The following is a 25,287-nucleotide window of genomic DNA, read 5'->3' as shown; positions in this document are numbered from 1 at the left end:
AGTAATAAAAAATAACAGCGCTATTCTTGTGGATTTGCATCTGGATTATACGAATAAACAAATAAAAGAACCAACGATTCAGGTATCAGGATCAAAAAGTGAGTCGAATAGGTTATTAATCTTACAACAGTGGTTTTCAAATCTAACACTAAATAACTTATCTGATTCTGATGACACACATCATTTGCAGCACGCTTTATCAACTAATGATGAACTCATCGATATTGGTCATGCGGGAACTGCGATGCGATTTTTAACTTCATACTTTGCTTGTAATGAAGGTAGAAAAGTAGTATTAACAGGTTCTCATCGCATGCAAAATAGACCAATTGAGATTTTAGTGGATGCGTTACGTATGCTAGATGCAGATATAACTTATGCAGAGAAAGAAGGGTATCCTCCATTGGAGATCAGGGGGAAAGCAATCACCAAAAAAAAAGTAGCTATTCAAGGTAACGTAAGTAGTCAATATATTTCTTCTCTTTTGCTTGTTGCGCCTAGCCTAAAAGAAGGGCTGGAAATAGAGCTAATAGGTGAAGTTACATCGAGGCCTTATTTAGAAATGACGTTAACATTACTTAATCAAATTGGTGTTAAAACAGAGTGGAATAAGAATATCATTAACGTATATCCATTACAAGCGATAGCAAATACAACAACTGTTGTTGAATCTGATTGGAGTTCTGCTTCTTACTATTACAGCCTTATAGCACTGGGGGAAGAAGGTAACAAGGTTACCTTATCCTCTTACAAAAAAAATAGTTTACAAGGTGATTCAAGCTTAGCTGAAATCTATAAGAATTTTGGTGTTGAAACAACTTTTTTGAATGATTCAATTACCTTGATAAAAGCGAGATCAATAGCTACTGATTCTAAATTTAGGGATAAACCTATTGAACTTAATCTAATCGATGCTCCAGATATCGCCCAGACAATTGCGGTTACCTGTTTTGGGTTGGGAATCGCCTGTGACTTAAGTGGACTACATACCTTAAAGATTAAAGAGACCGATCGGTTAATTGCACTTCAAAATGAACTACAAAAACTAGGAGCTGAAATTGAAGTAACCCACAATAGTTTACATTTAAAAGCTTCTTCGAACATTAATAAAAATGTAGCTATAGAAACATATAATGATCATCGTATGGCTATGGCCTTTGCGCCACTTGCATCAAAAGCACCTATAACGATTAGAGATGCTGAGGTGGTCACAAAATCATATGTGCGGTTTTGGGAAGATATCGAGCGTTTTTTCTCCTGAAAAAGTAAATTATTATCGGCATTGCCATTTTTTCCTTTTTGAGACCCTTTTTTTACCACTAAAATTAAGAACTGCTATTTTGCAAATGTTAAAATATGTAACACAGATTGCTTAGCAGCGTCTTTAATAGTATAAGGCATCATTTAAACTCAAAAATCAAAACCGAATGCTAGGATACCTTTCAACCAATAATCATAAAATCTCGAATGCAGATCTGCATAGAATTAACTATTTAGTTGGTGAATACTATGTGTTGGTATATATGTATCAATCTGATTTTTGGATGAAGATTGGTAGTGGTGTGTCGTCTATTACTTCTTCTGATAAGTTATTGACCGAAAAAGTAGAGATTATGAAGGGAAATGAGCTGGTTGCTATGAATAACACATTCGGTTATGAAACGTCTGATATTTACAAAATGTTAACTCTAGATCTTACTTCGGGTACTATGGATGTGTATAAAGGTAAATTTTTAGACGAGAAGCTTATTTTTTGTAATACTGATGCTTTTTCTAAGCCCGTAAATACCAAAGAAGATTATACTTTTAAGCTGATCTATAATCAGCATTCTCAAAATGAAAATCAAGTGGTTGTTGGTCGATCTAAAGACAGCGGTAAAACTTGGGTTCCCTACATTAAATCCGTTTATAAAAGAAAGTAGAATATTGTCGAATTTACTTTTGATAATGTTTCTTTTATAATTTGTATTTTTACGAAAAACATTTTTAGGAGTGCCATGGGGATATTTTAAAATCCCCTTCCGCAAGTTAGCGATTACTTAATTTTGGAAGGACATATCCGCCTCGGAAGAGGCGGTTTTTTACTTTTATAATCTATTTCTTTATTGCTAAGTTTAAAAGGTGCTTTTAAAAAACACTTCAATTTATAATTAAAGAGATTTTACATTGATTACACATTTCATGGAAATTATTTGTTCATAAAGCGCTCTTTTATTTTGCTTACAATGAAAAAGTATAAAAAGGGTATTTCAAACTTTTGGCTATGAGTATTATAAGTTATAATTTTACAACCCCCTTCTTACTACAGGCGGAAGGTTAACAACCGCCACCTCTTGATGATTTGGGAGTCAAAACAGAGGTGGTTTTTTCAATTTGATAACAATAAACAATATTGGTTGTTAGCAATATTTTTTTAATTGCTGCCTCTTTTTTCACCTTTTCAGCTCACAATTACCAATACACAAATCAAAATCAATTGTATCGGAAGCGATATATGCAAAATATCTTGCCAAAGTTTGATAGTGTTTTCATCCAGAGAATTTGTTTCGTTAATCCAATTGATTTTAAGTACTTGGTAAGTTACTTGCAGAATCAGAAAAGAAGTAGAAAATATCAATACTTTGTTGGTATTGCCGTTTTTCAGTTTTTCTAAAACTGCTTTCCCAAGAAAGATTATAAAAAAGGTTAACGACATGTAACTGAAAAATATGTAAAAGTTCGGTGTTTTCACATAATTCCCTAAGATTACTGTCCGAGTTGAATCCATAAGGCCACTATTCCTAAGTCCAACTGTTAATAAATAGCCGGATAATGATATAAGGAGAGGCAATAAAATCCAGAACCAACTTTATTTCCACATGATAATTTTAAAATTATTACGAAAGGTTTTTACGTTCAACTAACGAAATATACAAAGATTAATGAGAGTTGTTACTGGTGAAATTAAAAATCAATGTTGATTTAGAAAGCTTACCTTTTGAAGGTTAATTGACTAAACGCTGAGAAATCACAAAATAAAAAATCCTCAATCTATTATGAATTAAATAGTTGAGGATTTTTAAAGTACTCGGGGCGGGACTTGAACCCGCACGGACATTACTGTCCATTGGATTTTAAGTCCAACGTGTCTACCAATTCCACCACCCGAGCAGGACTTAGCTTTTTCAGAGCGAAAAACGGGATTCGAACCCGCGACCTCAACCTTGGCAAGGTTGCGCTCTACCAACTGAGCTATTTTCGCAATTTCTAAAAGAACGAGCATTCATTTCAAATGCGAGGGCAAATTTAAAACATTTCTGACAATCTCAAAGCCTTTTTTTAAGTTTTTATTTTCTTTATTTTATGTTGCATGGTTAATCTCTAATTATTGGGTATATTTGCAGCCTATTTTAGCAAAAACATATGCAAACCACGTATAGTTCAACTGCAAAAACTACTTCAATAGCTACTATTCTTGATGATTTAAAGCAACTTACAAAGTTTGGCTTATCAATTAGTGTTGTGTTTTCAGCTATTGCCGGCTACTTATTAGCAGCCGAAACTATTAAGATAGATATTCTTATCATGCTGGCCATTGGAGGGTATTGTATGGTAGGCGCTTCAAATGCTTTTAATCAAATTATTGAAAAAGACACCGATAAACTGATGAAGCGTACCAAAAATAGACCATTGCCTGCAGGTAGGATGTCTGTAAATACCGCTTTAATTATTGGTATATTATTAACGCTTTTAGGAATTACAATACTTTATAATATCAACCCTAAAACAGCAATGTTTGCGGCTATATCTATTTTTTTATATGCCTGCGCTTATACACCATTAAAATCTGTAACACCTTTATCTGTTTTTGTAGGAGCCATACCCGGAGCCATACCATTTATGCTAGGTTGGGTAGCCGCAACGGGTAAATTTGATATAGAGCCAGGTATGCTGTTCATGATACAATTCTTTTGGCAATTTCCACACTTTTGGGCTATTGGATGGCTAGGTTACGACGAATATAAAAAAGCCGGATTTAATATGCTCCCTACCGGCGAAAAGAATAAAAAAGCAACAATACAAATACTATTATATACCGTTTGGATGATTATTGTATCAATATTTCCTGCATTTGGAGTTACAGGTAGTTTGAATTTATCACCTATTGGAGCCGTTTTAGTACTCTTGTTAGGAGCATATATGTTATACTTTGGTATGCAACTCCATAAGAAGCAAACAGATAGTATTGCAAGAAAATTGATGCTGGCCAGTGTATTATATATTACTGCTGTTCAGGTAATTTATGTGATTGATAAATTTTTATAATTAATTTATGGACTTTAGCTTAAGAGAAAAGACATCAAAGCAAATGCTATATGTGTCTATGGTGAGTATGGTAATGATGTTTGCCGGACTAACGAGTGCCTATGTTATAAGCAGTAAGCGTGAAGATTGGGTATCTTTAGAAATGCCGCAAGCTTTATATATAAGTACTGTTTTAATTATTTTAAGTAGTATTACGTTTCTGCTGGCAAAAAAAAGTATAAAAAAAGAGAAGAGACAACAGACCACAATTTATCTTATTTTAACGCTATTACTAGGAGTTGGATTTGTGGCTTCTCAGGTACAAGGGTTTTACGAGTTACGTGAAGCAGGATTTTATGTTGCTGGAAAAGAGAGTGTTGTGTCTTCATCATTATTGATGGTTATTTCATTTGCACATTTATTGCATGTTGCAGCTGGGTTGATTGTATTGTTGGTTGTTATTTACAATCATTTTAGAAAACGATACAACGCTACCAATTATCTTGGATTAGATTTAGGCGCCATTTTCTGGCATTTTGTAGATATATTATGGATTTTTCTATTTGTATTCTTTTATTTTATTAGATAATAGTATTAAATAGAACCATAAAAAAACAAATTTAAACAGTTGGTTTATCGCGTAAGTTTTTTACTTTTGTTTTTTGAATAAAAGAGGTCTTTGTAAGACGAAATAAAACCAAATTAACTATTCGAATTATATGGAAGCAACAACAACCGTTGATACTTCAAAAGATGGATCTTGGTCAGGCGCGGCCAGACCCTTTGGTGCTAGTTATGGTAAAATGATGATGTGGTTCTTTATCATGTCTGATGCACTAACTTTTTCAGGATTTTTAGTAGCGTATGGTATGATACGTTATAAGTTTTTAGATAGTTGGCCAATTGCAGACGAGGTGTTTACACACATTCCGTTTTCACATGGAAGTTATCCAATGATCTATGTGGCCTTTATGACTTTCATCCTGATTTTCTCTTCAGTAACTATGGTACTAGCCGTTGATGCTGGCCACCATATGAAAAAAGGTAAAGTTATCATATATATGTTATTGACCATTATTGGTGGATTAATCTTCGTAGGCTCACAAGCTTGGGAGTGGAAAACATTTATTAATGGTTCGTACGGCGCAGTAGAGTTAACCGATGGTAAGATTGTTCAATTTGTAGACGAATCTGGCCATCAAATCGCGTTGAGTGAATTTGTAAAAGGACATAATTCTACACATCAATTAAAAAGAAATGAAGGTACTTGGTTTATGTCTAGTAGCTCTGTAGCACCTTATACCGTGAGTGAAGTGGTTGAGAGCTTTAATGCAAACCCTAATGTGAATCTAAGAACCGAACAAATAGACTTAGCAACAAAGAAAAAGACAATAGTTTCTAAAGAAGAAGCAAAAGCATTACTCGCTAAAGCCAATAGTGTGGTTGAGGGTGCAAATCTTAAAGTTAATGAGTATGGTAAAACATTATTTGCAGACTTCTTTTTCTTTATAACCGGTTTCCATGGCTTTCACGTATTCTCTGGTATTGTAATTAATGTTATTATTTTCTTTAATGTAATAATAGGTACTTATGAGAAGAGAAAACATTATGAAATGGTTGAAAAAGTAGGTTTATACTGGCACTTTGTAGACTTAGTTTGGGTATTTGTCTTTACATTCTTCTATTTAGTATAAAATAACAATCTTAAAATGGCACACGCAGAATCGCATACAGCATTAATCTGGAAAGTATTTGGATTTCTATCATTAGTAACTATCGTTGAAGTAGTTTTGGGTATATATAAGCCAGATTCGCTTCATTTAGTTCAGTTTTTAGGAACTAGTATATTAAACTGGATATTTATTATACTAACTTTAGTAAAAGCTTATGGTATCGCATGGTACTTTATGCATTTAAAACAAGAAAGAACTTGGTTTAGAAGAGCTATAGTATGGACTGTAGTTTTCTTAATCGTCTACCTAACAGCATTGGTGCTAATTGAGGGCGACTACGTTTTTGACGAATTAGCTCCATATGTTCGATGGAATTAAAAAATATATAGATTTTAAGAGCGGTTTTTAAACCGCTTTTTTTAGCTTTTTACTATGTTCAGTTTTATTAAAAATAAAAAATTTTGGGTATTATTTGGTCTGTTTATTATGCCCCTAGTATTTTACCTTTTTCTGATAACGGGCACTAATAATTTTGCAAAACTACCCGTCTTAACAAAAAAAGTGAGTGATGTTACGCACTTTATTGCCGACGACGGTTCAGATACAACATTAGACGGGAAAATATCCGTTTTATGTTTTTTAGGTGAAGATATCGAACATTCTAAAACCAATGCATTAAACCTTAACCAAAAAATATATAAACACTTTATTGGGTTTGATGATTTTCAATTTATAGTTATTCTCCCTAAAGGAAAAGAAGCCGAAGCGGAAGTACTAAAAAAGAAAATAGCCTTTGCTACAGATATGAGCAAGTTCCGATTATTATTTGGCTCTCCTGAAGAAATCAAAGAAGTGTTCAACAGCCTCAAGACAACTTACACATTAAATGATGCCAGTTACACACCTTATGCCTTTATTATAGATAAAGACATGCACCTACGTGGTAGAACAGATGATGAAGACAGTGTTAATGGAGTGTTATATGGTTATCCTGCAGAAACTGTTGCGCCTATACATAATAAAATGGTTGACGATGTAAAAGTTTTAATGGCAGAATACAGAATGGCGTTGAAAAAGAATAGAAGAAAACAAGGCTTGAAAAAAGTACAATGAAAAAAAATTCATACATAGCGGTTTCATTTATCATACTTGTGTTTGGTATTTATGCGGTTCCTAAAATAGTTGATAGAATCAATAAGAAATCAGTTGTAGAAGGAACACGAATGCATAAAGTTGTTGATGGTAAATTATCATATCTTGAAATTAATGACGAAAAACGAAAAATGCCAGATTTCGCCTTTATCAATCAGGATAGCTTACTGATTACCAACAATGATTATAAAGGAAAAGTATATGTAGTAGAGTTTTTCTTTACAACTTGTCCATCTATTTGCCCAATCATGAATAGAAATATGCTAAAACTTGAGAAAGAATTTGGCAAAAGAAGCGATTTTGGAATTGCTTCATTTTCTATTGATCCGGAGCACGATAGGCCAATGATTTTAAAACAATACGCCGAAAATTATGGAGTAACTTCATTGAATTGGCATATGCTTACTACGAACAATAAAGAGGAAGTGTTTGAACTTTCAAATAAAGGACTTAATATTTTTGCAGAAATTAATCCAGAAGTAGCAGGTGGCTTTGAACATCAAGGTTTTTTTGCATTAATTGATAAAAGAGGCTATATCCGAAGCCGAAGAGATGATCATGGAAATCCTATTGTATATTATCAAGGCACTGAAGCAAGTCAAGTAGCATTATTAAAAGATGATATTAAAAAGTTACTAGAAGAATAATGAGTCAAGAAGCTGTATCAACAAAGAAGTATAATAAATGGATAGTGCTAATATCTATAGTTATTCCATTAGTTGTGGCGGCCTTATTTAGGGTGAAAATTCCAAACGCTGAACCGTTAACTTTTCTACCACCTATTTATGCAACAATTAACGGAATTACGGCAATATTATTAATAGTTGCGGTTTGGGCCATTAAAAATAAGAATAGAGTTTTACATGAGCGGTTAATGAAAATAGCAATACTCTGTTCGGTGGCATTTTTGGTTATGTATGTAGCCTATCACATGACTTCAGACTCCACTTCCTATGGCGGAGAAGGAGCCATTAAGTATCTGTACTTTTTTGTACTTATAACGCACATTTTACTTTCTATAGTAATTATTCCTTTTGTGTTAATTACCTATGTGAGAGCAATTACAAACGATTTTGAACGTCATAAAAAGATTGCAAAAATTACTTTTCCGTTATGGTTATATGTAGCTGTTAGTGGTGTTATAGTATATTTAATGATCTCACCTTATTACGTATGAGAAAATTAGCATTCATAGTAATTTTATTTCTTTCACAAACGGTGTCGGCACAATGTGCCATGTGCAAAGCTGTGGTAGAATCTGGTGATGCCGAAATAGCAGAAGGCGTAAATTCTGGCATTGTGTATCTAATGGCTTTTCCATATTTATTAGTAGCCATTGCGGGATATCTCATCTATAAAAACCGAAAAAAAATAAAAATTTAACATTTTACTTTCTATAAAATGTAACAAGTCTTACTTTTAGACGTCATATAATAAAATCAAAAATGTATCAGAACCATTAAATACTTTTTAAACATAAGTATGTGGTTTTGTAGAGCCTATAAGAATACTAACTCATGAAAACAAAATTATCGCTGGTAATGGCAATTCTTGCTGTTACTTTTTCATTTGCACAAGATAAAAAATGGACCCTTAAAGAATGTGTTAATCACGCTTTAGAAAACAATCTTTCAGTACAACGTGCTAAGTATACAACCGATTTGCGTAATGAAGATATTGCAACCGCCAAAGGTGATTTTTTACCAGGTGTTTCTGCATCGGCTTCTCATAACTATAACTGGGGATCGGGAGTAAATCAAATTACAGGAACCAGGGTTGCTAATACACGTTCAAACAACTTTAGTGTTGGAACGCAAGTAACGGTTTTCAATGGCTTTAGAATAAAAAATGCCTATAAACAATCTAAGAATAGTTATGAGGCCAGTCTATTAGATCTAGAGAAGATGAAAAATGATATTTCATTAAATATTGTAAACTCATATCTAAACGTATTATTCAATAAGGAGAATTTAAAAATTGCCGAAGCGCAGCTAAAAATTAGTGAAGAGCAATATAAAAGAACAAAAGAATTAGTAGATGAAGGAGTACAGCCTAAAGGAAACTTATTAGAAGTTGAGGCTACGAAAATCAATGATGAAAATGCCATTGTAACGGCTGAGAATAATGTAGCACTTTCATTATTAGAATTGTCTCAATTATTGCAAATACCAAATCAAGGCTTTGATGTACAGGAAATACCTATTGGAATTAATTCGGTTTCATTAATGTATAACAATACAAATGAGATTTTCGAAAAAGCAGTGAGTAACCAACCAGAAATAAAAAGCGCAGAATTGGGCGTTATGAACGCTGAAACAGGTGTGGAAATTGCAAAATCTGCTTATCTGCCTACCTTATCAGCGAGTGCAGGACTTGGTACGGGTTACAATCATACACAAGGGATGTCTGATGTTTTTACAGTTGTTGACCCAGATACTGGTCAAATGATTGAAATTGATAATAGCTTTTCAAAACAAATAGATAATAATTTTGGGCAGAGTTTTGGTTTAAGCTTAAATATTCCAATCTTTAATAAAGGTCAGGTAAAAGCCAATGTGAATAGAGCCAAGATCAATCAAGAGATTGCTAAAGTGAATTTATCTGATCAAAAAAGAGCCTTACGTGAAGCGATTGAGCGCGCCTACATTAATGCGAAAGCAACATTAAAAGAATATGAAGCAGCTCAAAAGTCGGTAGAAGCACAGCAGTTATCTTTCAATTATGCGCAAGAGCGCTATAGTTTAGGAGCAACAAATTCTTTTGATTTCGAGCAAGTAAGAAACCGTTTGGTAAATGCACAAGCTACATTGACCAGAGCAAAATATAACTTTGTGTTTAGAACCAAAGTTTTAGAATTCTATTATGGTATTCCTATAATAGAGCAATAGTTTAAATTAGTTAACAAGAAGAAAGACCTGTTTGGCGATACGCTAGACAGGTCTTTTTTTATATTTGCACAAAATTATACAAGTGTCTTTAATTTTAAATATAGAAACCGCTACAAAAAATTGCTCGGTAAGCTTAGCGCAGGCGGGCAATGTGCTTACTATAAAAGAACTAAATGATGGCAATTATTCTCATGGAGAAAACCTACACATTTTTATCGAAGCCATTTTTAAAGAGGCAGGTAAAGATCTATCTGATCTTGATGCTATTGCAGTTAGTAAAGGGCCTGGATCTTATACCGGATTAAGAATTGGTGTTTCAACGGCTAAAGGATTGTGTTTTAGTTTGGATAAACCGCTAATTTCAATAGGCACCTTAGACGCTCTAGCAAATGCCATTAAAGTAGATCATGAAGCCTTAATTATTCCCTTATTAGACGCTAGACGCATGGAAGTATATTCAGCTGTGTTTGACAGTTCCTATAAACAAATTAGAGAAACTCAGGCTCAAATTATCGATGGCACTTCTTTCTCTAGTTACTTGGCAAAAGGAAAGGTTCACTTTTTAGGTGATGGTGCAGAAAAGTGTAAGGGAGTTATTAAACACGAAAATGCTGTTTTTCTTGACAGCTATTTTCCTTCTTCAAAAGAGATGGCCACGCTTTCCTTTGAAAAGTATAAAAAAAGCGACATCGAAGATGTCGCCTATTTTGAACCCTTTTATTTAAAAGATTTTATCGTTCATAAAAAGAATGCTAATTAGTTAAAGACTCATAATGCATAAGTAGTTTTACAAGATCTATTTCACTTCGTAAATCTATCTTTTCATCTTTCATAAATTTCTTCAACTCATTTTTTTTATCTGAAAACTGACTAAGAATACCCTTCTTCTTGATTGGTAGAAGAAATAAAACTCGATCTTTTTTATAATAAAATCGATTAATTTCCTTGAAAGATGGAGGTACGGCATCCCTAAACGAATCTTTAGCCGGTTGTCCGGCTTTGAACCGTTTTGTTTTCCTTAAATAAAGAGGGGTTTTTAAATTATCATTGATTAAAATAAAGTAACCTTCATTAATTTCATCACTATCTGCGTACGATAAATAATGATATTCTTTGTTATTAATAACGGCATAAATATTTAACGATTTAATGAGCCCAAAAATGTTTGTGTCTTCCAAGCTCGACTTCATCTGAATTTCATCGTTGTAGACATTATATCTTAAGTAATAATTCTTAACAAGATCAGAAACCTTGTTTCCCGCCTTGCCAAAAACAAATGATTTTTGTTCATAAGGGCTTCCTTTAGCTTCAGATAAATCAATTTTGTCCTTTTTACCGTTGGCCAGAATATGATACATATCGTATGGGTCAATCAATGAACTACCAAACCCAGAAAGTTCTGATTGTCCATAGACAAGAGTTGCAGGAATCAAAAACAGGGTTACTAATAAAATGAATTTTGATCTCATAAATTTAATATTAATTTTTATCCTTCTTTTTGAATTTCTACAGAGTGCGGATATGGTATTTCAATACCAGCAGCATCTAAAGCGTTTTTCACATTTTCTGTAGTTTCAAAATATACATCCCAGTAATTTTCTGGTGTAGACCATGGGCGTACGGCAAAATTCACAGAGCTATCAGCTAATTCTGATACTGTAACTGCTGGCGCTGGGTCTTTTAATACTTTATCATTAGAAGTTAATGTTTTCATTAAAACTTCTTTCGTTTGTTTTATATCAGAATCATATGAAACACCAAATGTCAAGTCTACTCTAAGTTTGCCTTCTTCAGTATAATTTACAATATTTCCGTTAGACAGAATTCCATTGGGAATAATGGCCAGTTTATTACCGGGAGTTAATAATTTAGTTACAAAAATTTGTATTTCTTTTACCGAACCCAACTCCCCCTGAGCTTCTATAAGGTCGCCCACTTTAAAAGGTTTAAATATCATTATTAATACACCACCCGCAAAATTTGCTAAAGACCCTTGAAGCGCTAAGCCAACTGCTAAACCGGCAGCACCTAAAATTGCTACAAAAGAAGAAGTGGCTACACCTAATTGAGAAATAACGGTTACAAAGAGTAAGGCTTTAAGTGTCCAGTTTAGTAGATCGCCTAAAAACTTTTGTAAAGTATCTTCCATATCTCTTTTCATCATTATTTTACGGGTATATTTGGTAATGATTTTTATAATCCATAACCCGATGAGTAAAATGATTAAAGCGGTAATCACTCTTGGTGAATATTCAATAATTAGATCTAAACCTCTGTCTAAATACGATTGTAGTTTTTCCATTTTTTCTATTTGATTAATATAATTAAAAGCGCAATAATAGCGGGAATTGATTGAATAATAAAGATCTTATTTTTCTTTGTTGAGTAAGACCCATAAATACCCGCAATAGTCACACAAACCAAGAAGAAAATTGCAATTTCTTTACTATAAACCTTATCAATAAGAGACCAAATGAGTCCCGCTGAGAGAAAGCCATTATATAAACCTTGATTTGCAGCTAGAACTTTAGATTGTTCTGCTAATTCTTTAGTGAGCCCAAATGCTTTCATACCTTTAGGTTTTGTCCAGTAAAACATCTCAAGGATCATAAAATAAAAATGCAATAAGGCAATCAGCGCGACAAGAATCTGTAATAATAGTTCCATTAGAAATTAATTTTGATTTGTGATAAAGCTTTTTGAGTTTCGGTAACAGGTAATTTACAAGCACCATCAATACATACATAAATTGTAGTTTGGCTATCTGAGTACTTATTTTCTAGTAAAGGTAATTCACTATCTTTTGTGCTACCTACAATTAGTTTATTAGGAATGAATTTTGAATTAACCTCTCTCAATTTATGGTGTGCATCTTTTCCAGAAATGGCAACTTCATAGAATTCACCCAAATAATTCAAGTATAAATTTAGCCAATTAGAACTTCCACTAGGATAACGAATTGCTTTGTTTTTTACATTTTGCAACATCTGCAGTGCATTATCTGAATATTTTTTATTGTAGAAATAATGACCTAGCAAAAACAAATTATTAGCCATGATAGAATTAGAAGATGAAATTACATTGTCATCTGTATCAATTTTTCTGGCAATAAGCGCTTCGTCTTCATCAGAAGTAAAAAAGAACATATTACTTTTTTCATCGTAAAAATGATCATAGGTATAGTCTGTTAATTGTTTTGCATTTTGAAGCCATTGTTCATCTAATGTAATTTGATAAAGTTGTAAGAAGGCATCGATTGTTGTTGCGTAGTCTTCTAAATAAGCGTTGATACTGCTTTGACCATTTTTATAATTTCTATTTAGTCCTCCATCATCTCGTAATTGATTATTAATGATGAAGTTTGCATTTTTTAAGGCCATATTAATAAAATGTTGATCATTAAAAGCGCGATAAGCATCTACATACCCTTTCAACATTAAAGCATTCCATGAAGTAAGTATTTTATCATCTAAGCGGGGGCGGTCACGTTGTTCTCTGCGTTTTAATAAAATGGCCTTCCAGCTTTTTACTTTTTCGCTAAGCTCTTCTTCATTTATTTGATGTTTTTTAGCAATTTCTTGATGAGATTTTGATCTGTAAAGATTGTAATTTTCATGCTCCCATTTCCAGTCATTACTAATATTATAATAGTCTTTAAAAATGCTAAAATCGCCTTCATCTATAAGCTCTTGTAATTCGGCTTCACTCCATACATAAAAGGCACCTTCTTCAAGTTCTCCTTTGTCATTTGTACTATCGGCGTCTAGAGAAGAATAAAAACCGTTTGAATTATCGAGCAGTTCACGTTCAATAAATTGCGTGGTTTCGTAAACGATATTTTTATAAAATGGGTTTTTGGTAGCTAGGTAAGCATCTGAATATAAACTTACCAATTGCCCATTATCATAAAGCATTTTTTCAAAATGTGGAATATGCCATTTTGAATCAACAGAGTAGCGTGCAAATCCTCCACCCACTTGATCATAAATACCACCCATAGCTATTTTATCAAGTGAATTTTGAACTTGTTTATCTATTTGCTTATCATTGGTTTGTTTTGCATATCGTAATAAAAAACTGAGGTTGTTTGGCAATGGGAATTTAGGAGCTCCAACATTACCGCCGAGATCAAAGTCGAGGTATTTTTTCCAATTGGCGATAATAGTATCAAGTTCAACTTTATTAAAATCTGCAGTAGTAGTGTTTAATACAATGAGATCTGATTGTTGTACGCCTTTAGTTAGTTTTGAGGCATAGTCTTCCATTTTCTGGGGCTCTTCTTTAAAAACACGATTAATTTGGTTTAAAGCATCTACCCAATTTTCTTTTGGAAAATAAGTGCCGCCCCAAACCGGACGTCCATCAGGCAGTGTAATACAATTTAATGGCCACCCTCCACGCCCTGTCATTAACTGTAAAGCGTTCATATAAATTTGATCAATATCGGGTCGCTCTTCACGATCAATTTTTATATTGATAAAATTTTGGTTCATAATTTTGGCAACAGCAGTATCCTCAAAGCTTTCACGCTCCATTACGTGGCACCAATGGCAAGCTGCATAACCAATAGAAATAAGAATTAATTTATTTTCTTTTTTGGCTTTTTCTAAGGCTTCTTTTCCCCAAGGATACCAGTCAACCGGATTATGAGCATGCTGTAATAGATACGGGCTTGTTTCATTAATAAGAGCATTAGTATGCAGATGTTCAGCCATATTTTTTGTTTTTTTAGTTGTGCAATTCAACAAGAGCAACAACAAAAGTAGAAGTGTAGAAAGCTTATAAGCCATTAACTTTTTTTGGTAAAGATACATAATAAAAAAAGCGTTTTGAATATTTCAAAACGCTCTCTATTTTCCAATGATTAGCGTTACTTTACTTCAAAGGTAATTTTAACATTTACACGGAATTCTTCAACATCGTCATCACTTACAACAACGCTTTGCGATTGAACAAATGCCGATCTGATATGTTTCACACTTTTCGAAGCATGTTTTATTGCTTTTCTTGTGGCATCTTCCCAGCTTTCACTAGAATTTGCCATTACTTCAATAACTTTCATTACTGCCATAACTATTTTGTTTTAAGATTAAAAAATTGTTTTCCTAAAGGTACAAAATAGTTGATAGTTTTTAAAGTGTTAGCCGTTAATAGCAACAACTTCTTCTATTTTATTGGGCAGTAGTTGCTTAAGGGTTGCCTCAATACCATTTTTTAAAGTAACAGTTGATGATGGACATCCACTACAAGCACCTTGTAGAACAACATTTACGGTTTTACTTTGGGTGTCGTAAGATTGAAACATAATATTACCTCCATCTGAAGTTACCGCCGGCTTTATATATTCATCAAGAATAGAAACGATTTCTTGAGAAACATCATCAAGCTCTTCGGTATTTATTGGCTCAAATTCAGGTTGTGCTATTTTTTTTGGTTGATAATTTTCTGTGATTATCAATTTACCTTCACGAAGGTATTCTTTAATGAAGTCACGTAACGATGTTGTTACTTCAAACCAATCAATGGTATCGTTTTTTGTAATAGATATATAATTTTCTGAGATAAAAACTTGACTCACAAAAGGGAAATCGAACAGAGCGTTCGCTAAAGGAACTTCTGCAGTATCTTCATTACTTAATGCTTCTATGTTTTGGGAAGTTAACAATCTGTTAGTAACAAATTTCATTGCTGCAGGATTCGGTGTGCTTTCGGCATAAACCTCTACTATAGATGCTGTTGTTGCCGTTTGAGCAAATAAACTATCATGTTTATTAAGGTAGTTTTCAATAACTGCTTTTAATTCTTCTTGCACGTCAACCCATTCAACAATATTGTAGCGTTCAATAGCTATAAAATTTGCGGTAACAAATACTTTTTTCACAAAGGGTAAGTGAAATAATTGTTGAACCAAAGTGGAATTTTCGGCTTCGTCAACATTATGATACTCGAAACTTCCATCGGTTAATATTTTATTAGCAACGAATTTTAAAATGGCATTGTTAGGTGTGTTTTCTATTGAAATAAGAGTCTGCTGCATGATTCAAAAATTATTTACGCAAAGATAGTGAAGATTAAAATATAAAAGCTCGCATTTGCGAGCTTTCATCTACCAAACATAGTTCTTGTTTTTGGCCTGTTTTTTTATGGCCTTAATCATAGCTTTATCTAAACTTCTGCTAGTTGTTTCTTTTTGTTTTTTAGCAACATAAGCAATACGTTTTTTGTTGAGTTCATTGATCTTTTTTTGAATCTCTTTACGCTTTAAACGTTGCTTAGAAACATACTCTTTGATTTCGGCAGTAGATTTGTTTTGTAAATCTTTTGGTAAGCTATTTTTATTAATCTTATCATAGTTAAAGTCTGCTTCATTTTCGGCATCGACCAAATCCCAAGTTGAATTTTTATATACTCTTGAACTTTTACTAACAGCTCTTTTCACTTCAACTACTTCATCAAGTTCAGCAGCGTTTTGATCTTGAATTGCCTGTAATCGTATTTTATTTGCTCCTTGACTTCCATAATAAATGTAGGTGTCATTTAATTTTTTGTTTAGGATGATAATTTCTCCGTCATATGGAGAGGCAATGTGTACGATAGTTTCATTTTGATCAATGGCCATATAATCACCATTGGTTAAACGAGCTCCATCTTGCCATTTACCATGAATTCCAGTTTGATAGTTACCACAGAAAATAGTATTAACTACTACGTCTTCTTCATTTGCTAAAGCGGCAGCATCTTTATAATGAACAGTTCCTTGGGTAAAAGGCTCATTACCCGCAATAAAAATTAATTTTAAGTCATTTTTATTATTGCCCCAATCCAGTTGTTTGAGCGAAGTTTGAATTACCTCTCCGCAAAATTCATTACCACCATTTGTACGAAGCGCGAATAGCTTTTCTGAAATCTCATCGAGATCTGAATTAAAGCCCATTACTTGACGAATGTAACCCTCATGTGATGATAAGTTATCATTTCCATATTCATACAACGCGATTTGCAGATCAGGATGTTCATTTTCACATCTGGCATACGATAATTCATTAACAATTTCCCATAATTGTGTTTTAGCCTGATTAATAAGCCCGTCCATAGAGTTGCTTGTGTCTAAAAGCAACGCAACTTTAATGGTGTTCTTTTTGGGGTTATCATTGACAGCAAATAGAAAGGTTGAGGTTAAAGTTAGAAGAACGATGATTATTTTTTTTAAATTCTTCATAGTGTTTTTGTTTAAATTTTGAGTAAAAGTATGGCCATAAACATTTTATAAAAACTCAAAATGAGTGAAATACACTTTTAATTGAGTAAATGAGAATACTGATTTAGTAAAGCGGCAAATTTAGTACTCAAAAAGCCCTTTATTAAAAAATATTGATTTTATGGTGTCGTTTAAAGTATGTAGTTTTACCTCTGTCTTAATCGATTAATGAAATATAGATTATACATATTATTACTGGTGCTAATTTCTGCGGCCGTGAATTTGAATGCCCAAATAAGAAATGATCAAACGAAAGAAAAGGGTGTTTATAGTGATCGAATTACCGATATTGACGGAAGGCCTCTTGCTGGTATAACGGTTAGAGTACGAGGTAAGGGTGTTTCTACAAAAACAAATGATAATGGAGAATTCACAATAAGAGCAGAAATTGGAGACCTAATTATACTAAGTAAAGATGGTAGAACAATTGATTCGTATCGTTATGACGGTAGTTTAAATTATGAAGTGAAAGATGGTTCGGGTGTGTTAGATGTTCCAGAGGGATCAAGCGTTTCTAAAGTGAAAAAATCAAAGATAAGTAGGGGCAGACAAAGTAGTTTTCAGATACAATTAGATTCTGCAATATTTTATAGTGCCAGCAATCCTTCCAAAAGTTTAGAAATGGTTGGGACAGCGCTAAATTTAGCAGGTATCAATAATCAGCAATTGGGTCAATCGTATGCAGTTTTAGGTGATGTATATATGAACTTGAAACAATATGATTTGGCCGCTGATAATTATAAAATTGCAAATGATAATGAACCTAAAATTATTACTGCAATAAAGCTGTCAAAAGCTTATTTGCTAAATGGTGATTATAATTTAGGTGAAAAGCAATTTAAAACACTGCTTGAGAATCGAGCCATTACAACTACGCAAAAGGTAGAAGTATATGAAGGCCTGGGAGATGTCTATTTTCAGCAAAAATTGTTTAATAGGGCTTTAGCAGAATATAGAACTGCCTTAAATCTAAATGAAAGAATTAATAATATTTCGAAACTAACAGTTTTAAATTCTAAAATAGCTTCCGTTTTAGATGAGTTAGGGAGAGATGGAGAAGCAGAAGGATATTTAAACCGTTCAATTCAGTCAGCGGAGGCAGAAAGCCCACAGAAAGCAGTGCTTCAAAATAGACGCGCAGCGGAGTTTTACAGTAAAAATAATAGCTTAAATAAAGAGGTTGAACTTCGTAAAAAGACATTGGAAGTATTAGAAGATGAAGAAATTAAAGAAATAGTAGGCCCGGAGACTGATGAAAAAATAACAAAATCGAGAGCAAAACTTGATCTTGGGAATGCCTATTTAAAACAAAACAAATTAAATGAAGCAATATCATTACTAGAAGAAAGCGCTGCTGATGCTGAAGAAGAAGAAGATATTGAAACTCAAAAAGATGCTGTTGAGAAATTATCTGAAGCTTATGTTTCCTTAGGAGATGAGGTAAATGCTTTAACAAACTATCAAAAGTATGTTTCGCTTGTAGATGTGCTTTATAAACAAAAGGAAAAGGAAATTGCAGATGCAATCAATTTAAACAGGTCACTGTCTGAAAAGCAAAACCGAATTACGAGTTTAGAAAAAGACAGAGAATTATCTGATAATAAGTTGAAATTATTTGAAACAGAAAATCAACTAACGGTTGAAAATGATCGTCGCCAAAAATTAACAATTTATGGTTTATTAGTTGGACTGATCTTACTTCTATTTTCATTGTTTTGGATGATACGCAGTAATCGCCAACGTAGATTAACCAATAATTTATTAGCCTTAAAGTCATTGCGTACCCAAATGAATCCACATTTTATTTTTAATGCTTTAAACTCTGTAAATAGTTTCATTGCCCAAAATGATGAACGCAGTGCGAACCGATATTTAACGGAATTTTCAACTTTAATGCGAAGTGTTTTGGTAAACTCCGAAGAAGATTTTATTCCTTTAGAAAAGGAAATAGAATTGTTAGAATTATACTTAAAGCTAGAACATTCTCGCTTTCAAGATAAATTTGATTACAAGTTAATTATTGATAAGAATATTGAGCATGAACAGTTTCAGATTCCACCGATGTTACTGCAACCATATGTTGAAAATGCTGTTTGGCATGGGTTGAGATATAAGGAAGATAAAGGATTTCTAAAAGTCGAACTTTCCAAAATAAATGAGGAAACTATTTCCATTGAAATTTCAGATAATGGTATAGGTAGAAAGAAGTCTAAAGAATTAAAGACTGAGCATCAGAAAAAACAGCAATCAAAGGGAATGCAAAACATCAAACAACGAATAGCAATTTTAAACGAAATGTATAAAGATAAAGTTGACGTTTGTATTGAAGATTTATATGATGATGAAACGGGCACCAAGGTACGATTAACACTTAAAAAGGATTGATGAATTTAAGAACGATAATAGTTGAAGATGAGCAAACCAGCCGTGAAATTCTAAAAAGCTACTTGGCAAAATATTGCCCTACGGTTGAAGTACTTGGAGAGGCTAAGAATATTGATGAGGCTTTGGTATTGATAAGGAATAATGAATTAGATCTTATATTCTTAGATGTTGAAATGCCTTATGGTTCTGGATTTGATCTGTTAGATAAATTGGGTAAAATAGATTTCGAAGTTGTGTTTGTTACCGCATATAACCAATATGCAATTGAAGCACTTAATAAACATGCATCTTATTATTTATTGAAACCTATTTCTATAGATGATCTTATTAAAGCGGTTGATTATGTGACCGAATTGAAAAAAAAGGAAACAGAATTGCAGAATAAAGTATTGATCCCTAAAACAAATCCTACAAATCAAAAAATTACAATTCCTACTCAAGATGGATTTGAAGTATTAGAAATGAAAGATATTATCTATTGCAAGGCCGATGATAATTATACCGAAATTTATCTTGAAAACGGATATAAGAAGTTGGTAAGTAAAACGTTAAAATATTTCGAGGCGGTTTTAAAAGAAAATGGTTTTGCACGCATTCATAAATCATATCTGGTGAATGTATCTTATATCACATCCTACCGAAAGGGCAAAGGAGGAACTGTATTCTTAAATAATGGTAAAGAATTAAGTGTATCTGCCTCTAAAAAAGCTGAGCTGCTATCCTATTTTAAGTGAATTAGATTCCATTGCCCATTCTAAAGCAGTTAATACATGAATTTTGGTGGTATCGAATGAGGGAATATTCAATTCATTTTCTGGGATTAATAATGGAAATTCTGTACAGCCCAGAATGATTCCTTCAATATTCTTCTCCTCCATTTTTTTTATGATCTCTTTGCATTTATTTTTTGAATCCTCCGTGAATATGCCTTTAAGAAGTTCTGAATAAATAATATCATTTAATTGCAGACGATCACTTTTATTGTCCGGTATTACCACTTCAACACCAAAATTTTCTGATATGTATTTTGTATAGAAATCCATCTCCATTGTGTACTTGGTTCCAATGAGTCCAACTTTTTTTAAATTTTTCTCTTTGATTTTTCTGCCGGTCGCTTCGGCTATGTGAAGAAATGGTACGTTGATGGCTTCTTTGGTATAATTGCTTACAACATGTATAAGATTCGATGCTATTAAGATGATATCTGCACCGGCCTTTTCTAAATTTATAGCTGCTCGTTTTACTATCTCGGCTATGGCATCCCAATTTTCTTCATGTGTTAATTGAGCAATTTCAGAGAATTCAACCGAATATAGAATAACTTTACTAGAATGTAAACCTCCTTTTATTCTGTTCGAATATTCATTTAATAGTTTATAATACTCCATAGAAGATTGCCAGCCCATTCCTCCAATTAATCCAATGGTTTTCATGTATAATTATTTAGTTTTAGACATTTCTTCGGCTCCTGTAATTTTTAGATTTTGAAAGAACCGTTGTGATTTGCATTTCATTAACTCTAAAACTGATTTTTTTACTTTTCTCGAGTTCACTTGATGTTCTAATGTGCAGTCCATATCTTCATTTTTAAATTATTATATATTCAGAATTATAGATATATTAAATAAAAAATTATATCTTGTTAATATTCTTTTTATAAAGATCAATTACCTCTTCATTCCGTCTATAGTAAGTCCATTTCCCATGTCTGGTAGGGATAATTAAACGCTCTTTTTGCATTGCAGTTAAATAAGTTGAAATAGTCGATTGTGATAAACCTGACTTATCTTGAATATACCCAACACAAACCCCGTCATCGAACCCTTCAATATCAACGTGAGGAGGGAAATGTTTTTCGGGCTCTCTAAGCCATTCTAAAATATTTAATCTTGTTTTATTTGATAATATTTTACTAATTTCTACTATATTCATGCTACAAATATATGAAATATTTTTATATATCTAAATATATAGATATGTTAGTTAAAGAACTCTATGAGTATTATCAAAAAATTAAACGGAAAAGAGCCTCAATTCGGTAATGATTGTTTTATCGCAGAAACCGCAGTGATTGTTGGTGATGTTGAAATGGGGAATCAATGCAGTATTTGGTACAGTGCTGTACTTCGTGGCGATGTACATTATATAAAAATGGGCAATAAAGTAAATGTACAAGATAATGCCACGGTGCATTGTACTTATAAGAAAAGTCCAACAAATATTGGTAATAATGTCTCGATAGGCCATAATGCCATTGTACATGGTTGCACAATTCATGACAATGTATTAATTGGTATGGGCGCTATCGTTATGGATGATTGTATCGTTGAGAGCAATTCTATTATTGCAGCTGGAGCGGTCTTAACTAAAGGTACCAAAGTTGAATCAGGAACAATTTATGCCGGTATGCCTGCTAAAAAAATAAAAGACATTTCACCAGAATTAGTTTCTGGAGAGATTAATAGAATTGCCGATAATTATGTAAAATATTCTGGTTGGTATAAGAAATAAATATCACCTTATACGACCTTTAGATCTCATGAAAAGATTATTAATTTTATTCTTGGTTTTGTTATTAATTTCCTGCAAAAAGCAAGTGCAAGAAAAAGTCTCTTTAAAATTTCTTGATGAATTTGTTCTGCCAGATAGCTTGATTGTTGACAGTACTTTGGTTGGCGGATTATCTGGAATAGATTATAAAAATAGAAGCTATTATTTGGTTTGCGATGATTCTAGAAACCCTAGGTTTTATAAAGCAAACATTGAAATTAAGAATAATGCGATCGATACTATCTTCTTTAAGAAAGTTGTCACCATAAAAGATACAACAAAATATTACGACCTCGAATCAATACTTTTAGCGGGAGATAAATTACTACTTACCTCTGAAGGGCTAATTAGAAAGGGTAAAGATCCTGCTTTCTTTTCAGTTAATCAAAGAGGCGAAGTTTTGAGTAGTTTTGAACTTCCAGAAAATTATAAAGCAGACAGTTATGGAAAACCTAGAAATAATGGTGTTTTTGAAGGCTTATCTCGTAGTTTTAATGAAGATGGATATTGGGTTATTGCAGAATTACCTTTAGAAATTGATGGTGATGAACCAACCATTACAAAGGCTGATTACCCTATTCGAATGACCTATTTTAATCAGATAACTGGCAAAGCGGAGAAGCAATATTCTTATTTATTAGATGAAATAGCTAAACCGCCATTAGACAATTTTGCCGTAAACGGAGCTACTGATTTATTGGAGTATGCCAATAATAAATTTTTAATTATTGAGCGTGGTTTTTCATCTGGCCATGGGGTTAATAGCAATGATATTAAAATTTTCGATGTAGATGTTAGTGGTGCTACGAATATTTTAAATGAAAGAAGCCTAAAAGAAATGGAGTACACACCAGTAGAAAAAACGTTGATTTTTGATTTTGATTCTATTAGAAGTCAACTTACAGATGAAAATATTGATAATATTGAAGGAATTTGTTTCGGCCCTAAGCTAACGAATGGTAATCAGTCGATTCTATTGGTTTCCGACAACAATTTTAATGAAAAAGAGCAACTTAATCAATTCATTTTAATGGAGTTAGTAATCGATTAACGATTTTTCGTGACTTTTTCTAATAAATGGTATCTTTAACAAAGATTTACCAAGCTTATGCCTCAAATAGAATCAGAAAATATTGTAGAATTTTTATCTAAAGTCTCTTTTTTTTCAGATGTAAGTCAAGACTCACTTCGTTACTTAGCTAAAGATGTTCAGCAAAAAACTTTTGTTAAAGATCAAACTGTCTTTGATAAAGGTGACATAGGAGACGCATTGTATGCAATTTATGAAGGCAGCGTTAAAGTGCATGATGATGAGCATTTATATGGTAATTTAAAAAAGTATGATTGCTTTGGTGAATATGCATTAATTGATGATCAGGCAAGATCAGCTTCAGTAACTACAAAAGAGAGAACGATTGTTTTAAAAATAGAGCGCGACCACTTCTTAAATCTTATGGCACGCGATAGTGGCTTTTCTCATGGGATTTTGGCTGTAATGATCAAAAGACATAGAGAATTAGATGTTATTCAAGAAAAATTGGCCTCTTCAAAGAAAGAACTTGAGTTGGCAAGTTCTAAGATGACCGGACTTATCAATGGGGCAATGGATGCCATAATCATGTTTGATCATAGTTTTAGAATCGTTTTAACGAACCCTTCTGCGAATAAACTACTAGAAAATAATGACGTACTACAGCGAAATGTACTTTTTTTCTTTGATGAGCAAAGTGCTAATACTATTGAATCAATAGTTAAAGAAGGCAAAGAAAATGAGTTAAATAATTACTTACCTACGATTATAAAAGTGATAGGCTCTGACGGAGTCGAAACTTTAAACGAAGGCACCATTAGTAAGTATGGTTCAAGTGATGTTATTTTTTACACTTTAATTTTGAGAAATATTCAAGATCGTTTAGTTGCGGAGGATACTATAAACCTTCTAACTAAACAAACAGAATATTTAGAAGAGGAGATTAAAGAGCTAACGAGTAGCTATGGCATTATTGCTGAAGATTTGGGCATGAAGAATGTTCTCAATTTGATTGAGCAAGTAGCTAAAACCGATGCAACAGTTTTAATTGCCGGAGAAACAGGAACCGGAAAAGAATTGGTAGCTAGAGCTATACATAGGTCAAGCAATAGAAATGATAAACCTTTAGTGCGTATAAATTGTGGTGCTATTCCGGGTAATCTTATAGAGAGCGAGTTGTTTGGGCATAAAAAAGGCGCATTTACAGGGGCAACAGTTGATAGAAAGGGGCGTTTTTTATTAGCCGATAAAGGAACTATTTTTTTAGATGAGATAGGGGAGCTGCCTCTAGACCTTCAACCAAAATTGTTACGTGTAATTCAAGAAGGGGAATTTGATCCGGTTGGGAGCTCAGAAACGATTAAAGTGAACGTTAGAATAATTGCGGCTACACATCGTGATCTACTAAAGCATTCGCAAGAAAATAAATTTAGAGAGGACTTATATTATAGATTGAATGTATTTCCGATAACAGTTCCACCTTTGAGAACTAGAGGAGAGGATGTGTGTTTAATAGCGCAAGAAATGATTCGCCAATTTGCTCTAAAGCTCAATAAACCAAAAATCAAACTAACAGATATAGATAGAAGTTTGTTTGCCAACTATCAATGGCCAGGCAATGTTCGTGAGCTACAAAACTTAGTTGAACGTGCTGTTATTGTTTCTCAAAAAGGAAAAATAGATTGGCATTCAATTATTCCTGCAAATTCTGGCGAACAAAAAGGTAGCGTTATCTCTGAGGCACCTCAAAAAATAATGACTTCAAAAGAATTAGTCGTTTTTGAAAAAGAAAATATTCTTCGCGCATTAAGACAAACACGTTGGAAAATCTCCGGCAAGGGTGGTGCAGCTGAGTTACTCGATATGCGCCCTACTACATTAGCTTCAAAACTAAAAGTCTTAGGTATAGAAAGACCTGTTTAGTTCTCCGAAATTTCGTAAATAAATAACGATAAATCGTTAATATACGAATTTTCAATAGTTTTTCATTTTTTCATTTAACACATAATTAGCTGTAAATCAGATTTTTAAATAATTTGGCACGGCAATGGCACTAAACAAGGCAAA

At 33.0% G+C, this 25,287-nt stretch carries 27 protein-coding genes and 2 tRNA genes; 17 read left to right on the top strand and 12 right to left on the bottom strand.

What is annotated here, in order from left to right:
- Positions 1 to 28 precede the first annotated feature (28 nt).
- Both AC1EUU_RS14800 and AC1EUU_RS14795 read left to right on the top strand, forming a co-directional pair.
- Positions 29 to 1,261: a 3-phosphoshikimate 1-carboxyvinyltransferase gene (locus AC1EUU_RS14800; protein WP_480202222.1), complete on the top strand. Its 1,233-nt coding sequence runs from the start codon at positions 29 to 31 to the stop codon at positions 1,259 to 1,261.
- Between the two features lie 166 nt (positions 1,262 to 1,427).
- Positions 1,428 to 1,922: a hypothetical protein gene (locus AC1EUU_RS14795; RefSeq protein ID WP_480202221.1), complete on the top strand. Its 495-nt coding sequence runs from the start codon at positions 1,428 to 1,430 to the stop codon at positions 1,920 to 1,922.
- A 1,142-nt stretch (positions 1,923 to 3,064) separates the two neighbouring features.
- Here the strand turns inward: AC1EUU_RS14795 and AC1EUU_RS14790 are convergent.
- Positions 3,065 to 3,150, bottom strand: a tRNA-Leu gene (locus AC1EUU_RS14790).
- Between the two features lie 18 nt (positions 3,151 to 3,168).
- Positions 3,169 to 3,241: transfer RNA gene (locus AC1EUU_RS14785), tRNA-Gly, on the bottom strand.
- Between the two features lie 161 nt (positions 3,242 to 3,402).
- On the opposite strand from AC1EUU_RS14785, the gene cyoE reads away from it, so the two are divergent.
- From cyoE to tsaB, 10 genes are all read left to right on the top strand, one after another.
- Positions 3,403 to 4,305, top strand: coding sequence for a heme o synthase (cyoE, locus tag AC1EUU_RS14780; protein ID WP_480202220.1), 903 nt, complete (start codon positions 3,403 to 3,405; stop codon positions 4,303 to 4,305).
- Between the two features lie 7 nt (positions 4,306 to 4,312).
- Positions 4,313 to 4,873 (top strand): cytochrome c oxidase subunit 3, encoded by a 561-nt coding sequence (locus AC1EUU_RS14775; protein WP_480202219.1) that lies wholly within the window; start codon positions 4,313 to 4,315, stop codon positions 4,871 to 4,873.
- A 130-nt stretch (positions 4,874 to 5,003) separates the two neighbouring features.
- Positions 5,004 to 5,978, top strand: coding sequence for a cytochrome c oxidase subunit 3 (locus AC1EUU_RS14770; RefSeq protein ID WP_480202218.1), 975 nt, complete (start codon positions 5,004 to 5,006; stop codon positions 5,976 to 5,978).
- A gap of 15 nt (positions 5,979 to 5,993) precedes the next feature.
- The gene (locus AC1EUU_RS14765; protein ID WP_480202217.1) at positions 5,994 to 6,335 is read left to right on the top strand and encodes a cytochrome C oxidase subunit IV family protein; all 342 of its coding nucleotides are present in this window, start codon (positions 5,994 to 5,996) and stop codon (positions 6,333 to 6,335) included.
- A gap of 183 nt (positions 6,336 to 6,518) precedes the next feature.
- On the top strand, positions 6,519 to 7,070 hold the full coding sequence (locus AC1EUU_RS14760) for a hypothetical protein (RefSeq protein ID WP_480202216.1): 552 nt from the start codon (positions 6,519 to 6,521) through the stop codon (positions 7,068 to 7,070).
- Complete coding sequence (locus AC1EUU_RS14755) at positions 7,067 to 7,756, top strand: SCO family protein (RefSeq protein ID WP_480202215.1); 690 nt, start codon at positions 7,067 to 7,069, stop codon at positions 7,754 to 7,756. The genes AC1EUU_RS14760 and AC1EUU_RS14755 overlap by 4 nt, the downstream gene beginning before the upstream one ends.
- Positions 7,756 to 8,286, top strand: a complete 531-nt coding sequence (locus AC1EUU_RS14750) for a DUF420 domain-containing protein (RefSeq protein WP_480202214.1) — start codon at positions 7,756 to 7,758, stop codon at positions 8,284 to 8,286. Before AC1EUU_RS14755 ends, AC1EUU_RS14750 begins: the two co-directional genes overlap by 1 nt.
- Positions 8,283 to 8,492 carry a hypothetical protein gene (locus tag AC1EUU_RS14745; RefSeq protein ID WP_480202213.1) on the top strand — a complete coding sequence of 70 codons (210 nt, stop codon included), beginning with the start codon at positions 8,283 to 8,285 and terminating at the stop codon, positions 8,490 to 8,492. Before AC1EUU_RS14750 ends, AC1EUU_RS14745 begins: the two co-directional genes overlap by 4 nt.
- Before the next feature lie 134 nt (positions 8,493 to 8,626).
- Entirely contained in the window at positions 8,627 to 9,997 is a 1,371-nt protein-coding gene (locus AC1EUU_RS14740; RefSeq protein ID WP_480202212.1) for a TolC family protein, read from the top strand.
- 82 nt (positions 9,998 to 10,079) lie between these two features.
- A complete protein-coding gene (tsaB, locus tag AC1EUU_RS14735; protein WP_480202211.1) occupies positions 10,080 to 10,757 on the top strand; it encodes a tRNA (adenosine(37)-N6)-threonylcarbamoyltransferase complex dimerization subunit type 1 TsaB in 678 nt (225 codons plus the stop codon).
- Here tsaB and AC1EUU_RS14730 read toward each other — a convergent pair.
- The 7 genes from AC1EUU_RS14730 to AC1EUU_RS14700 all read right to left on the bottom strand — a co-directional run bounded on the left by AC1EUU_RS14730 (position 10,750) and on the right by AC1EUU_RS14700 (position 17,216).
- Positions 10,750 to 11,466 (bottom strand): hypothetical protein, encoded by a 717-nt coding sequence (locus AC1EUU_RS14730; protein WP_480202210.1) that lies wholly within the window; start codon positions 11,464 to 11,466, stop codon positions 10,750 to 10,752. The two genes, tsaB and AC1EUU_RS14730, sit on opposite strands and share 8 nt — an antisense overlap.
- Before the next feature lie 17 nt (positions 11,467 to 11,483).
- Positions 11,484 to 12,299 (bottom strand): mechanosensitive ion channel family protein, encoded by an 816-nt coding sequence (locus AC1EUU_RS14725; protein WP_480202209.1) that lies wholly within the window; start codon positions 12,297 to 12,299, stop codon positions 11,484 to 11,486.
- Positions 12,300 to 12,304: 5 nt separating this feature from the next.
- Positions 12,305 to 12,664: a DUF1304 domain-containing protein gene (locus AC1EUU_RS14720; RefSeq protein ID WP_480202208.1), complete on the bottom strand. Its 360-nt coding sequence runs from the start codon at positions 12,662 to 12,664 to the stop codon at positions 12,305 to 12,307.
- Positions 12,664 to 14,712 carry a thioredoxin domain-containing protein gene (locus tag AC1EUU_RS14715; RefSeq protein WP_480202207.1) on the bottom strand — a complete coding sequence of 683 codons (2,049 nt, stop codon included), beginning with the start codon at positions 14,710 to 14,712 and terminating at the stop codon, positions 12,664 to 12,666. The genes AC1EUU_RS14720 and AC1EUU_RS14715 overlap by 1 nt, the downstream gene beginning before the upstream one ends.
- Positions 14,713 to 14,867: 155 nt before the next feature.
- Positions 14,868 to 15,068: a dodecin family protein gene (locus tag AC1EUU_RS14710; protein ID WP_480202206.1), complete on the bottom strand. Its 201-nt coding sequence runs from the start codon at positions 15,066 to 15,068 to the stop codon at positions 14,868 to 14,870.
- A gap of 69 nt (positions 15,069 to 15,137) precedes the next feature.
- Entirely contained in the window at positions 15,138 to 16,034 is an 897-nt protein-coding gene (locus AC1EUU_RS14705; protein ID WP_480202205.1) for a NifU family protein, read from the bottom strand.
- Between the two features lie 69 nt (positions 16,035 to 16,103).
- Positions 16,104 to 17,216, bottom strand: a complete 1,113-nt coding sequence (locus AC1EUU_RS14700; RefSeq protein ID WP_480202204.1) for a vWA domain-containing protein — start codon at positions 17,214 to 17,216, stop codon at positions 16,104 to 16,106.
- Between the two features lie 207 nt (positions 17,217 to 17,423).
- Here AC1EUU_RS14700 and AC1EUU_RS14695 point away from each other — a divergent pair, with 207 nt between their 5' ends.
- Both AC1EUU_RS14695 and AC1EUU_RS14690 read left to right on the top strand, forming a co-directional pair.
- Positions 17,424 to 19,640 carry a histidine kinase gene (locus AC1EUU_RS14695; protein ID WP_480202203.1) on the top strand — a complete coding sequence of 739 codons (2,217 nt, stop codon included), beginning with the start codon at positions 17,424 to 17,426 and terminating at the stop codon, positions 19,638 to 19,640.
- Positions 19,640 to 20,374 (top strand): LytR/AlgR family response regulator transcription factor, encoded by a 735-nt coding sequence (locus tag AC1EUU_RS14690; RefSeq protein WP_480202202.1) that lies wholly within the window; start codon positions 19,640 to 19,642, stop codon positions 20,372 to 20,374. Before AC1EUU_RS14695 ends, AC1EUU_RS14690 begins: the two co-directional genes overlap by 1 nt.
- Here AC1EUU_RS14690 and AC1EUU_RS14685 read toward each other — a convergent pair.
- The 3 genes from AC1EUU_RS14685 to AC1EUU_RS14675 are packed head-to-tail and all read right to left on the bottom strand — an operon-like array spanning position 20,357 to position 21,572.
- Entirely contained in the window at positions 20,357 to 21,073 is a 717-nt protein-coding gene (locus AC1EUU_RS14685; protein WP_480202201.1) for an aspartate/glutamate racemase family protein, read from the bottom strand. The genes AC1EUU_RS14690 and AC1EUU_RS14685 overlap by 18 nt on opposite strands.
- 6 nt (positions 21,074 to 21,079) lie before the next feature.
- Positions 21,080 to 21,217 (bottom strand): hypothetical protein, encoded by a 138-nt coding sequence (locus AC1EUU_RS14680; protein WP_480202200.1) that lies wholly within the window; start codon positions 21,215 to 21,217, stop codon positions 21,080 to 21,082.
- Between the two features lie 55 nt (positions 21,218 to 21,272).
- Positions 21,273 to 21,572, bottom strand: a complete 300-nt coding sequence (locus tag AC1EUU_RS14675; protein ID WP_480202199.1) for an ArsR/SmtB family transcription factor — start codon at positions 21,570 to 21,572, stop codon at positions 21,273 to 21,275.
- A 63-nt stretch (positions 21,573 to 21,635) separates the two neighbouring features.
- Between AC1EUU_RS14675 and AC1EUU_RS14670 the strand changes: the two genes are divergently transcribed.
- Genes AC1EUU_RS14670 through AC1EUU_RS14660 form a run of 3 tightly spaced genes read left to right on the top strand, consistent with a single transcriptional unit; the run spans position 21,636 to position 25,143 of the window.
- Positions 21,636 to 22,151, top strand: coding sequence for a gamma carbonic anhydrase family protein (locus AC1EUU_RS14670; protein ID WP_480202198.1), 516 nt, complete (start codon positions 21,636 to 21,638; stop codon positions 22,149 to 22,151).
- 28 nt (positions 22,152 to 22,179) lie between these two features.
- A complete protein-coding gene (locus AC1EUU_RS14665; RefSeq protein WP_480202197.1) occupies positions 22,180 to 23,241 on the top strand; it encodes an esterase-like activity of phytase family protein in 1,062 nt (353 codons plus the stop codon).
- A gap of 57 nt (positions 23,242 to 23,298) precedes the next feature.
- A complete protein-coding gene (locus AC1EUU_RS14660; protein ID WP_480202196.1) occupies positions 23,299 to 25,143 on the top strand; it encodes a sigma 54-interacting transcriptional regulator in 1,845 nt (614 codons plus the stop codon).
- Positions 25,144 to 25,287: the final 144 nt, after the last annotated feature.

Source organism: Maritimimonas sp. 2205BS37-2 (assembly GCF_056591755.1).
This window is presented reverse-complemented; position numbering and strand designations above follow the sequence as displayed.